The sequence below is a fragment of the Pseudomonas sp. JS3066 genome, assembly GCF_036328175.1.
Lineage (GTDB): Bacteria > Pseudomonadota > Gammaproteobacteria > Pseudomonadales > Pseudomonadaceae > Metapseudomonas.
This window is the reverse complement of sequence record NZ_CP143312.1, coordinates 2,655,687-2,667,524: the sequence shown is the minus strand read 5'-3', so window position 1 is coordinate 2,667,524 and position 11,838 is coordinate 2,655,687. Positions and strand designations below refer to the sequence as shown.

Annotated in this window: 12 protein-coding genes; 3 read left to right on the top strand and 9 right to left on the bottom strand. The window is 64.5% G+C overall.

The window, feature by feature from the left end:
* Positions 1-81: 81 nt before the first annotated feature.
* From SA496_RS12405 to SA496_RS12375, 7 genes are all read right to left on the bottom strand, one after another.
* Positions 82-939, bottom strand: a complete 858-nt coding sequence (locus tag SA496_RS12405) for a DMT family transporter (RefSeq protein ID WP_330115499.1) — start codon at positions 937-939, stop codon at positions 82-84.
* 27 nt (positions 940-966) lie between these two features.
* Positions 967-1,629, bottom strand: coding sequence for a response regulator transcription factor (locus SA496_RS12400; protein WP_120650953.1), 663 nt, complete (start codon positions 1,627-1,629; stop codon positions 967-969).
* 53 nt (positions 1,630-1,682) lie between these two features.
* The gene (locus SA496_RS12395; RefSeq protein WP_120650954.1) at positions 1,683-2,228 is read right to left on the bottom strand and encodes a PQQ-dependent catabolism-associated CXXCW motif protein; all 546 of its coding nucleotides are present in this window, start codon (positions 2,226-2,228) and stop codon (positions 1,683-1,685) included.
* 305 nt (positions 2,229-2,533) lie between these two features.
* Entirely contained in the window at positions 2,534-3,325 is a 792-nt protein-coding gene (locus SA496_RS12390; RefSeq protein ID WP_330115637.1) for an ABC transporter permease, read from the bottom strand.
* A gap of 136 nt (positions 3,326-3,461) precedes the next feature.
* Positions 3,462-4,178 (bottom strand): ABC transporter ATP-binding protein, encoded by a 717-nt coding sequence (locus SA496_RS12385; protein ID WP_120650955.1) that lies wholly within the window; start codon positions 4,176-4,178, stop codon positions 3,462-3,464.
* Positions 4,175-5,143 (bottom strand): YVTN family beta-propeller repeat protein, encoded by a 969-nt coding sequence (locus SA496_RS12380; RefSeq protein ID WP_330115498.1) that lies wholly within the window; start codon positions 5,141-5,143, stop codon positions 4,175-4,177. Before SA496_RS12380 ends, SA496_RS12385 begins: the two co-directional genes overlap by 4 nt.
* 23 nt (positions 5,144-5,166) lie before the next feature.
* On the bottom strand, positions 5,167-6,360 hold the full coding sequence (locus SA496_RS12375) for an ABC transporter substrate-binding protein (protein WP_330115497.1): 1,194 nt from the start codon (positions 6,358-6,360) through the stop codon (positions 5,167-5,169).
* Positions 6,361-6,512: 152 nt separating this feature from the next.
* Here SA496_RS12375 and SA496_RS12370 point away from each other — a divergent pair, with 152 nt between their 5' ends.
* From SA496_RS12370 to SA496_RS12360, 3 genes are read left to right on the top strand one after another with little or no spacing between them, the layout of a single operon-like run.
* The gene (locus tag SA496_RS12370; RefSeq protein WP_256660951.1) at positions 6,513-6,647 is read left to right on the top strand and encodes a hypothetical protein; all 135 of its coding nucleotides are present in this window, start codon (positions 6,513-6,515) and stop codon (positions 6,645-6,647) included.
* A 6-nt stretch (positions 6,648-6,653) separates the two neighbouring features.
* Entirely contained in the window at positions 6,654-7,916 is a 1,263-nt protein-coding gene (locus SA496_RS12365) for a HAMP domain-containing sensor histidine kinase (protein ID WP_280358432.1), read from the top strand.
* On the top strand, positions 7,913-8,545 hold the full coding sequence (locus SA496_RS12360; RefSeq protein WP_120650959.1) for a response regulator transcription factor: 633 nt from the start codon (positions 7,913-7,915) through the stop codon (positions 8,543-8,545). Before SA496_RS12365 ends, SA496_RS12360 begins: the two co-directional genes overlap by 4 nt.
* A 98-nt stretch (positions 8,546-8,643) precedes the next feature.
* Here SA496_RS12360 and SA496_RS12355 read toward each other — a convergent pair whose 3' ends face one another.
* Together SA496_RS12355 and exaA are read right to left on the bottom strand one after the other, a co-directional pair.
* Positions 8,644-9,291: a pentapeptide repeat-containing protein gene (locus SA496_RS12355; RefSeq protein WP_330115496.1), complete on the bottom strand. Its 648-nt coding sequence runs from the start codon at positions 9,289-9,291 to the stop codon at positions 8,644-8,646.
* A gap of 58 nt (positions 9,292-9,349) precedes the next feature.
* Positions 9,350-11,218, bottom strand: coding sequence for a quinoprotein ethanol dehydrogenase (exaA, locus tag SA496_RS12350; protein ID WP_330115495.1), 1,869 nt, complete (start codon positions 11,216-11,218; stop codon positions 9,350-9,352).
* Positions 11,219-11,838: the final 620 nt, after the last annotated feature.

The following is an 11,838-nucleotide window of genomic DNA, read 5'->3' as shown; positions in this document are numbered from 1 at the left end:
CTTCGCTTCGCTCAGCGCCAACCTACGGCAGGTCTGCGACCTGCTCAGCGAATGAATTCGCCCCCACAGGAACGGTGCACCTCAAGCTCGCTGTGGAACTGGCTGGAATTTCGCCCGCAGCACCAGGGCGATGCCGCCAAGCACGGCGACTGAAACCAGCGCCAAACGCAGGCTGATGTGTTCACCAAGCAGCACTGCGCCGCCCAGGGCGGCGAGGACGGGAACGCTGAGTTGCACGCTGGCGGCCTGAAGGGCGCCCAGGCCCGGGAGGGCGCTGTACCAGATGGCGTAGCCGATGCCGGACGTCAACGCGCCGGAAAGCAGGGCGTAGCTGAGCCCCGGCAGGTCCAGCTTCAGTTGGTCGATGAAGGGCAGCAGGAGTAATCCGGCAAAGGGCAGGGCGCGAATGAAATTGCCGGCCGTAGCGGCCAGGGGCAGGCCAGCCTGGCGGCCGAGCAGCGTGTAGGCGCCCCAGGCAAAGCCGGCGAGCAGCATCAGCAGGCCGCCCAAAAGCGGGGGCGCGCTGGCGCCGGGCAGCAGCAGGACCACCAACCCTCCCGTGGCCAGGGTGAAGCCCAGGGCCTGTTGCGGGTTCAGCCGCTCACCGCGCAGGAGGCCAAAGACCACCATGCACAGTTGCACGGCGCCGAACAACAACAGCGCGCCGGCACCGGCGTCCAGTTGCAAGTAGGCGTAAGAGAAGGCAGCGGCATAGACGAACAACGCCGCCGCTGCGCGCCAATTGCCGGTCGCCGCCAGGGGCTGGCGGCGCAGGCGCAGCAACAGCCAGAGCATCAGGGCACCGGCGGCGATACGGATGGCGGTGAAACTCACCGCATCGATGGCAGTGTGCTTGAGGGCGAGGCGGCAGAGCAGGGAATTTCCGGCAAAGGCCAGCATGGCCATTGCCGTGAGCAAAAGCGTGCGGGGAGCGGGCATGGCTGTCCTTAGGGAAGTACCCGGTGTTCAACGGCGCAGATAGGCAGTGAAATCGATATCGCTGGCCGAGAGAATGGCCTGTACCCGGTTGTGCACGTTGAGCTTGCGCAGGATCGCCGAAACGTGGGCTTTCACGGTGGTCTCGGCGATGTCCAGGTTGTAGGCGATCTGCTTGTTCGACTCGCCCTTGGTCATCCGCTCCAGCACCAGCAATTGCTTGCGAGTCAGGGCTTGCAGCAGTTCGGGCGGGATACTGGCTTCATCGTGGTGGCGGCGGGGAGACGTCTTCTGCGTGCGGATGATGTCCGAAGGCAGGTAGACGTTACCGTTGAGGATCTGCTCGATGGCGTCGGTCATCTGTGTGCGGGGCGAAGACTTTGTGATGAAACCCACCGCGCCATAGGTGATGGCCTGCAGCACCACCTGCTTGTCCTGCTCGGCGGAGACAATCACCACCGGCACGGTCGGTGCCTCGTTACGCAGGTTGATCAGCCCGTTCAGGCCGTGCATGCCCGGCATGTTCAGGTCGAGGAGAATCAGGTCCAGGTCGTCGTGCTCCTGGGTCAGCGCCAGCGCGCTGTCCAGGTCGGCGGTCTCCATCACTTCGCTTTCCGGAAAGCCGTCGCTGATGACGTTATGGATGGCTTCGCGGAAGAGCGGGTGGTCATCGGCAATCAGAATTTTGTACACGGCCTTTCACCTCATTTTTCTCATTATGGTGCGGCATGCCCAACCCTGCCGGGTCAGGGGAATGGAACGGGACGGGCGGGCTGCAGGGGGAGCCCGGCCTGTTCCCAGGCATCGATGCCATCACGGTACCAGTAGAGGTTGGTGTAGCCCAGCGCGGCAGCGCGTTTCACGGCGTTCCAGCTCAGCCAGCAGTCGGAACGGCAGTAGAAAACCAGAGGGTGGTTGCTGCGGCCATGGCTGGCCTGTCGCAGATGGCGGCTGAAATAGCCCAGCCATTCGGCACTGAGTTCGCCATCACCAGTGTTGGCCAGCCAGAGGCTGCCAGGCAGGTTGGCATGGGGTTCGTCTTCGATGAAGCGCCCTTGCAGCCACTGGCGGCGGTAAACGTCCACCAGCAGGGTATCGGGCTGTGCCTTCAACTGAGCCTCAAGCTGGGCGGTATCCAGGGTACGGGCGGATTCAACGTTGGCTGGTGTCGGGCTGCGGTAGCGGGTCAGGCGGTAACCGTCCGCGGAGAACAGCGGAGTGTCGGCGGCTTCACTGGCAAGCGCGGGTAGCGCAAGGGCAACGCAGGCAAGGCAGGTGAGTAGGCGCTTCATGGCGGACGCTCTGTTCTTTTTGTGTAGCCATTACAGGCCAGTGCTGCTGCTTTGGGAATTCGACGTTGAGAGGGGACAACCGGTACCAAAGTAGTAGATCGCCCCGGCCGGCGCCCAATCCGGCAGTGGCAGCCTGCTCACTGGAAGGTCGGTGTGGAAAGGTTGGCCTTCGTCGACAGCAGCGCTACCGGCGCATCTTGCGCTTTCTCAGTTTCTTTATGGCTAAGTGCGTGCATTTCAATCCGCCGGGACACAACGAAAACTCCAGTGTTTCCCGAGCGTTACAGTGCTCCCTGGCAGCGCAGCTAGCCGGCCTTGCGCAGGGCTGCATGCTGGGGGTTGAAGCTCAGCAGCGCGGCCACGGCGAAGACCAGCGTCAGGGTCAGGCAGATGGCGACCGCCAATGTGTTGAAGCGCTCGTAGAGGGCGAAACGCACCATCTCGACGGCGTGGCTGAAGGGGTTGAGTGCGCAGAGCCAGTACAGCCATTCGCTGGCCTCGCGCATCTTCCAAAGCGGATAGAGCGCCGAAGACAGGAAGAACAGCGGGAAGATCACGAAGTTCATCACGCCGGCGAAGTTCTCCAGCTGGCGAATGCCGTTGGAGAGCAGCAGCCCCAGCGCGCTGAGCAGCAACGCCGCCAGCAGCAGCGCCGGCAGCGCCGCGAGCAGACCGAAGGCCGGCGGTTGTACACCGTAGAGCCAGGCGATGGCGAGGAACGCGTAGACCTGCAGCAGCGAGACCAGCGAAGTGGCCAGCAAGCGTGACGCCAGGAGGAAGGGACGGGGCAGGGGGCTGGTGAGCAGCAGACGCATGCTGCCCATCTCGCGGTCGTAGACCATCGACAGCGAACCCTGCATGCCGTTGAACAGCAGGATCATGCAGGCCAGCCCCGGAACTATGTAGGTTTCATAGGTGATGTAGGTGTCGTAGGGATCGATGATGGCGATGCCCAGGGCGGCGCGAAAACCGGCAGCGAACACCAGGAGCCACAGCAGTGGGCGCACCAGGGCGCTGAGGAAACGGGTGCGCTGCAGCACGAAGCGCAGCCACTCGCGCAGCAGGATTCCGCGCAGGCAATTCCAGTAGGCGGTCAGCATGGGAAGGGCTCCGTAATGGTGGCGGGCTTCTGGCGTAGGGTGCGCTGCGCGCACCGAGGTTTCCGCGCGGGTTCTACGGCCAAGTGCTTCGCGTAGGGTACGCCGTGCGCACCGAGCAGGTCCGACAGGGGCCTCATGCCGTCAACCGCTCGTACGTCGCGGCCAGGCCGCCTTCGTGTCCGGCGCTCAGGCTGGCCGCGTTGTCATTGGCTACGATCCGCCCTTGATTGAGCAGGAGCAGACGATCATCGGGCTGGATTTCGTCCAGCAGATGGGTGGTCCAGAGCACGGCGACGCCTTGTTCCCGACAAAGCTGGCGAACATGCTTGTTGAGCCCGTCGCGGCTGGCCGGGTCGAGGCCGGCGCTGGCTTCGTCGAGAAGCAACAGGCGAGGCTCGTGGAGCAGCGCACGGGCGATCTCCACTCGCCGCCGGTGACCTCCATTGAGCAGGCGCACACTGTCGTGCCGACGCGGTCCCAACTGCTGGCGTTCCAGCTCCCGCTCGATACGCTCCGTGGCCAGCTTGCCGGGCAAGCCGTGCAGGGCGGCGTGGTAACGCAGGTTTTGTTCAACGCTGAGGTCCAAGTCCAGCGTGCTCTGCTGGAACACCACCCCGAGTCGTGCAAGGGCTTTGCGCGGCTCCTGCCGCAGCGAGTGGCCGCAGACGCGAATCTCACCCTGGCGCAGGTCGTAGAGTCGAGTGAGCAGTGCGATCAGGGTGGATTTGCCCGCGCCATTGGGACCGAGCAGGGCGGTGAAGCTGCCCGATTCCAGATGGAACCCGACACTGTCCAGGGCTCGGCGCGGGCCGTAGGCAAAGGACACGTCGACCAGATCAAGCGCGTTCACGGTGTCACCACCACGCCCCAGGGGTAACGGCCGACCTTGATCGACCTGGTCACCTTGAGGCTGTCGACATCGATCACCGAGACGTCGCCGCTGATGCCATTGGTGGCCAGCAGGCGCTTCTCGTCCGGAGTGAACGCCAGGTGCCAGACACGGCGCCCCACCAGCAGGTAGTCGAGGATTTCATAGGTGCTGGTATCGACCACTGCGATGTGGTTGGCCGGCCCCAGCGCAACGAAGGCGTACTTGCCGTCGCGGGTCAGCTTCATCCCTACCGGCTGCACCTTGTCCGGATGCACGCCCTTGATCTGGAACTTGAGCACCTTCTGCACCTTGCGGCTGGCGACGTCCACCACCGTGACCGTGCCGCCGATCTCGGCCGAGGCCCAGAGTTGCTTGCCGTCATGGCTGAATTCCACATGGCGCGGACGCTGGTCCACCAGGGTGTTGTCGATCAGCTTCTGGGTGGATGTGTCGATCCAGTGCAGCATATTGGTGGTTTCGCTGGTGTTGATCGCCCATTTGCCATCCGGGCTTACCGCCATGCCTTCGGGCTCTACGCCCACGTCGATCTGCGCCAGTACCTGGTCGCTCTGGGTGTCGACCACGGTGACCAGGGCGTCGTCTTCGTTGGAGATGTACAGCCAGCGGTCATTGGGGTGCAGGGCGAACTGCTCAGGGTCGGCGCCGGAGGGAAGCTCCTTGATGATCTGGCGGGTGGCCAGGTCCATCACCTGCACCGTGTCGGAATCGCTGGCGCAGATGTACAGCAGCTTGTTGTCGCCGGACAGCAGCAGCCCTCGGGGACGCTTGCCGACCGCCAGGCTCCCGGTGACCTCGAGGCTGTCCAGGTCGATCACGCTGATGTTGTTGTCCTTTTCGTTGGAAACGTAGGCGGTGGCGGCCAGGGCCTGGCCGGCGAGCAGCAGTAGTGCTGAGCCTATGGCAGCGGCAAGGGGAGCGGGCATGGCGAGTTTCCTTCTTGTTGTGGTCAGTGCGCTGCGGCGAACTGGCGGCAGGTGCTTTCGGGACGGTCGAAGCCGAGGCTGTCCAGCTCGCTTACCGGGTGCAGGAAACCCTCCTGGGGCGAGGTGCTGACCAGGGAGCGGGGATGCACCAGGGGAATGGGCTGGCGCAACTGGCCGTCCCAGTCGCGGTAGCTCAGCTTGCGGCCCTTGAAGCCGTCCAGCGGCAGGTCGGCGGACAGTGCCAGGGTGCGGATGCCTTGAGCGTCGGCGCTCTTCAGGCGGGTCACGGCGCTGGCGATGCTTCGCACGGCGATCCAGGCAGCGAAATCGCGGTCGTTCATCCAGCGCCCGGCCAGCGCTTCAAAACGCTTCTGCAACTGTGCGGCGCCGTAGGTTTCCACTGTCTTGTGCCAACCGGTGGGCGTCAGCCCCTGAGTGCCGGCCACCGGGCGCGGATACCAGGTGTTGTAGGGCAGGTACTCGCCGAAATCGCCGCGCTCGTCTGCCACCAGTACCACATCGTATTCGCTGGTCTGGGTGAAAAGCGGCATCTCCGCCTGGGCGCTGCGGCGCTGGTCGTTATCGAAGGTCCAGGGTTTCTCTTCGACTATTTTCGCGCCGAAACGCCCAGCGGCGCGGCGGATGGCGGCGGCGTAGGCGAGGTCGTCCGGTTCCTGGCCGGTCACCAGCAGCCAGCGCTGCCAGCGGCGGCTGGCGAGGAACTGGGCCAGGGCGTCGGCCAGCATCGCGCGGTTGGGCAGGCTGTGCAGCAGATTGGCGCGACACTGTTCGCCCCGCAGTTCGTCACTGGTGCTACCTGCGTTGAACAGCAGGCTATCGGGGAAGGCATCGGCCAGTTGCAGCAGCTGCTCCGCCGGGGCGTTGACCACGAACAGCCGCAGACCCTGCTCGTGCAGTTCGTGAGCCTTGGCCAACAACTCATTGGGGGTAGCCGTGCGCACAGTGCTCAGTGAGTAGCGCTGTTCGAGGAAGCGACCGGTGCTGTTGCTGTCGGTTATCGCCAGTTCGGCTCCGCGCAGCCCGGTGTCTTCCGGTTCGGGTATCACGTTGGACAGCAAGGGGCCGCGATCCGGTGTCCAGGCCAGGTAGCCGATGCGAACCTCCAGACCTTCGTCGGCGCGGACTTCGGTGGCGAGAAGGGCGGCGCTGGACAGTGCCAGCAAGTAGGTCAGGCCGTGGAGCAGGTACTGACGCATTTCATGGCTCCTTTGAACGTGGAGCCAGCATAGGAACGAGACGGAGCCTGGGAAATATGAAGAAAGTACCGGTCGTGCGGTACCAAGGTAGTAGAAATCGGCCGGCGATTAGGCCCTAGGATGGCCACACAAAAACCTGAAGGAAGCCGTCCATGCGCATCCTCAAGCACCTGCTGTTGCCGTTGCTGCTGATCCTCAGCCTGCTCGGTTTCGACCGCGAAGGGTCCTCCGATTTCCATTACCAGGGCGGCGCACCGGTGTTGCCGGTCATCTGGTTGGATGAGTGAGCCGCGATGTCCGCGCTCTGGCGCATCAACCTGCTGGTCACTCTGTTCTTCGTGCTGGTGGGGGGGGCCTGCCTGGCGCTGTTGCTGCGCCAGGCCGGGCAGGACGTACGCCGTGAACTGATGGCGGCCGAGGCCGTGGTGGAATACCTGCGTGACTCCGCCCGGCGCGATCCCGCCGCGCTCCAGCCGCACCTCACCGGCAATCTGCGCCACGTGCGCGTGCATCGCCTTGACCAGCCGTCCGCCGAACCCGCGCCCGGGCCACTGCAGCGCTGGCTGGCCCATTGGCTGTATCCGGCGGCTGAAGCCAGCGGCGATGTCCTGAGCCTGGTGGATGGCAGCCGCGTGCGGATCAGTGTCGACCCGCGTGACGAAGTGGACGAGATTCGCGACTCCCTGCAGCAACTGCTGGTGCTGTTCGCCATCGCGCTTTGCTTGAGCCTGTGGGCCATCCGCTGGGCGGTGCGACGTGGCCTGCGGGTGCTGGATGAGCTGCTTGGTGCCCTGCAGCAAGTATCCCGTGGGGACCTGCAAGCACGCCTTCCCGCGCATTCTTCAGCCGAATCCCAGCGGTTGGCCGGCCACTTCAACCAGATGGCAGCCTGCCTGGAACGGGTCAAGGTGGAGAACGCTGAACTCACCCAGGCGCTGCTGGCACTGCAGGAGCGCGAACGCCGCCAGCTCGCCCAGGCATTGCACGACGACCTCGGTCAGTACCTCGCGGGTATCCGTGCGCAGCTCTTCCTGCTGCGTAGCGTCACGGGGCAGTTGCCGGTGGTTAATCGCACCGCGCAGGCCCTGGAGAACAACTGCCAGCATCTGCAGGATGGCTTCCGCGCCCTGGTGCGCGATCTTTATCCCGTGGTGCTGGAGCGCCTGGAACTGGCCGAGGCGATTCGATTGCTTGGCCAGCAATGGCAAGAGGCCCACGGCATTTCCTGCCGCATGCAGCTGGCCGACGACCTGCCGGCACTCTCGGGTGAAGCCAAGGCCCATCTCTATCGCCTGTTGCAGGAGGCCCTGACCAACGTCGTGCGACATGCCGGTGCCAGCGAAGTGCGAATCCGCCTGCGTACCGGACAGCGGCGCCTGCGTCTGGTCGTGCGGGATGACGGTCGTGGTGCCGAGAGCCTCGGCGGCGGCGGTATCGGCTTGCGCTCGATGCGCGAGCGGGCTCGTTGCCTGGGCGGTGAACTCAGGCTATTGACGCGCCCCGGCGCCGGCCTGGTGCTGTGCCTCAACATTCCTCTGGAGGAGTCAGGACCATGAAAATCCTGCTGGTGGACGACCACGCGGTGGTGCGCCAGGGCTATGCGGCGTTGCTCTGCGCGTTATTGCCGGAAGTGAGCGTCAGCGAAGCGGGCAGCGGTGAAGACGCGTTGCAGAAAGTGCAGGAGGAAATTCCCAACCTGGTCATCATCGATGTCGGCCTGCCTGGTATCAGCGGCCTGGAGACCACCCGCCGCCTGCGTCAGCGCCTGCCGCAGTTGCGCGTGCTGTTCTTCAGCATGCATGACGAGCTGCCCCTGGTGCGTCAGGCGCTGGACACTGGCGCGGCGGGTTACATCACCAAGAGCTCGCCGCCGGAAGTGTTGCTGGAAGCCGTGCGCCGCATCGTCGCGGGGTATCCCTACATCGAGCAACCGCTGGCGACTCAACTGGCCTGCCAGCAAACCGACGACCCACGCCTGCGTGGCATCACCCAACGCGAATTCGAGATTTTCGTCATGCTCGCCCGTGGCGTCCCGGCCCGCGAGATCGCCGAGCGCCTGTGCATCAGTGGCAAGACTGTTTCCAACTACCTGACCCTGTTGAAGAGCAAGTTGCAGGTGGAGTCCCAGGCAGAGCTGGTGCACCTGGCGATCGACACCGGGGTGTTGCGGGTGGCGACGGTTTAGCGCAACAGCGCGTCCCATTCGGTATGTCGGAGTAGGGTGCTCATGGCACACCCGCGGCTCAACGCCGCCCTAGTAGGGTGGGCCATGCACACCGATGCTCAGTCCCAGCCGCTCGGGCAACCCTTGCAGCCTTCCATGCTGGTGGCCTGGAACGTCGCGTAGTGCCTGCGTGCACCGGTGAGATCTGCATTTTCCAGGTTGGCTTCGCCTATCTTGGCTTCCTGCAGGTTGGCGTCGCGCAGGTCGGCGCCCTTGAGATCGGCCTTGCTCAGCCAGGCCATTTCCAGGTCGGCGGCCTGGAGTCTCACCTGATGCATCTTCGCTCCGGAGAAACGGGCGAATTCCAGATAGGCGGCGGAAAGGTCGGCACCCCTGAATTCGGCGGCCTGGGCGAACATGCCCCAGCCCTGGACGGCCACCATGCGACTGCCCGAAAGGTCGGCCAGGCGCAGGTTGGTCTGTTGCAGGCTGGCGCGGGTCAGATTGGCGCCAGCCAGGTGGGCTTTTTCCAGGTTGGCCAGGTCCAGCCGGACGTGGCGCAGGTCGGCGCCCTCAAGGTTGGCGCCTGACAGGTCCATCTTGCTCATGTCCTGGTTGGACAGGTTGGCGCCGCGCAGGTCGGCCCCCGGGCAGCGGCTTTCCGGGACGATGCGGCAGCCGTTGATGACCAGGTCGTCGTCGTCGGCCAACGCGACGCTGCCGGCGACCAGCAGGGCAAGAGGGAGGAACAGGTGCAGGTTGTTCATGGCAGTTTTCCGTTCAGGTCGGGAAAGGAAACCGGGGCCCATGGCCCCGGTCCGTCACTCAGCGTTGTGCGGTCTTGTCCCAGCTCGGCAGCTTGAACACCCAGAAGGAGCCGCCCTGGGCCACGGGCTTGGTCAGGTCGGCCATGTCGCCACCCCAAAGCGGAACCGCACCGCCGTAGCCCACGGTCACACCGATGTACTGCTCGCCGTCCTGTTCCCAGGTGATGGGCGGGGAAACGATGCCGCTGCCGGTCTGGAACTTCCACAGCTCATTGCCGTTCTTGGCGTCGAAGGCCTTGAGGAAACCGTCGCCAGTGCCGGTGAACACCAGGTTGCCCTTGGTGGCCAGCACGCCGGCCCAGAGCGGCAAGCGCTCCTTGTGCTCCCACACGATCTTGCCGGTGGAGGGGTTCATCGCACGCAGGATGCCGACATGGTCGTCATACATGCGCTTGATGCGGAAACCCTGGCCGAGATACGCCGAGCCTTTCTTGTAGGCGACCTCTTCGGTCCAGTAGTCCTCCTTCCAGTGGTTGGCCGGTACGTAGAACAGGCCGGTGTCCTGGCTGTAGGCCATGGGGTTCCAGTTCTTGCCACCCAGGAAAGGGGGCGAGACTTCCACCGCCTTGCCGTGCTTCTGGCCGGGCTCCGGCAATGGCGGGCGCTGGCCGGGGTTCTCCACCGGACGGCCGGTTTTCAGGTCGATGTGGCTGGCCCAGGTGATGTTGTCGACGAAGGGGAAGGCGTTCTGCAGCTTGCCGTTGCTGCGGTCGACCACATAGAAGAAGCCATTGCGGTCGGCGTGGGCGGTGGCCTTGACGGTTTTACCGTCCTCGCCCTTGTAGTCGAACAGCACCAGTTCATTGTTGCCGGAGAAGTCCCAGGCATCGTTGGGCGTGTGCTGGTAGAACCATTTCACTTCGCCGGTGCTCGGGTCCACGCCGACCTGGCCGGAGGTGTAGAGGCTGTCGAAGTCCTTCGGGGCGCCGCCGTCGGCGGTGCGTGCCCAGCCGTTCCAGGGCGCCGGGTTGCCGGCACCAACGATGATGGTGTTGGTCTGCGGATCGAAGCTCGCGCTCTGCCAGGGAGCGCCGCCGCCATGGCTCCAGGCTTCCTTCTTGCCGGAGGGATGATTCTTGTCGTCCGGCCAGGACGGTGCCTTGATGTCACCGGTGGGGGTGCTGTCCTTGCCGTTCAAGCGCCCCATGTGGCCTTCGACGAAAGGACGCACCCACACCTCTTCGCCGCTGTCCGGATCGCGTGCGTAGAGTTGGCCGACCACGCCGAACTCGTCGCCTGAGCTGCCGTGGATCAGCAGCACGCGTCCGCTCTTCTGGTCTTTCACGATCGTCGGCGCACCGGTCATGGTGTAGCCGGCCCCGTGCTCGCCGAACTTCTTGTTCCAGACCACCTTGCCGGTCTTCTTGTCGAGTGCGACCACGCGGGCATCCAGGGTGCCGAAGAAGATCTTGTCGCTGTAGATGGCGGCGCCACGGTTGACCACGTCGCAGCAGGGACGAATGTCGTCGGGCAGGCGGTGGTTGTAGGTCCACAGGCGGTGGCCGGTCTTGGCGTCGAGGGCGAAGACGCGGGAATAGGAGGCCGTGACGTAGATCACCCCGTCACTGACGATCGCCTGGGATTCCTGGCCGCGTTGCTTCTCGTCGCCGAAGGAGAAGGACCAGGCGGGCGCCAGCTTGAACACGTTGTCTGCGTTCACCTGGGCCAGAGGGCTCCAGCGTTGGGCGTTGGTGCCCAGGCCGTACTGCAGCACGTCGCTGGTGGTCTGATGGTCGTTGGCGATGTCGTCCCAGGTGACGGCCTTGGCGAGGGCGCCGCCGGCAGCGGCCAGGCCTCCCACCAGCAAGAGGCAGCGGATGGCGGTCGAAAGCCGGCTGGCAGGTAAGGGTAGCGATCTTGTTGTCATGGTTGCGATTCCCATAGTCGATGGATACGGGGCCATCTGCTGGCCCGGCGTCTCGAATGGTGGGATTCGCGTCGTCACCTTGATACGGAAAAGCTCCCGCGCTTGCCGGGAAAACTTCCCGCTGCGGCCATGATTTGGCACTGCTGCCAAAGCCGCTGCCGATACCTGCCAAGGCATTGCGACAAAGGGGCAGGGCGCCTGCGACCACACAAGGTAGTGATCCGGCGCTACCAAGGTAGTAAGGCCGCGCGGGGCTCATGGCCCTAGTCTGACTCGCAGGGGAACCGGCAAGAGGATTCCGTCATGGCTGCTATCAAACATCTTCTTTTACCGCTCCTGGTCGTCTGCTGCCTGCTCGAATTCGAGCTGGCCAGGGCCGCAAGCGTCCCCTCCCGGCACACCCCTCATTCGCTGGACCTGACCCTCTCCATCTCGACCTCTTGCTCCCGGGCCAACTGAAAGGCCGACCTGCTTTCCAATCGCATAAGTACCAGCGAGCTGGCGAATCGCTTTTTGTGGTTCGCCAGCTCGCTGGCGCCTGCGTTATCGACCTTTGCGTGGAAATTTCTTCACCGGCCTCCGCTCGCACTACTACCAAGGGAGGAGTGCCAGGCCACCAA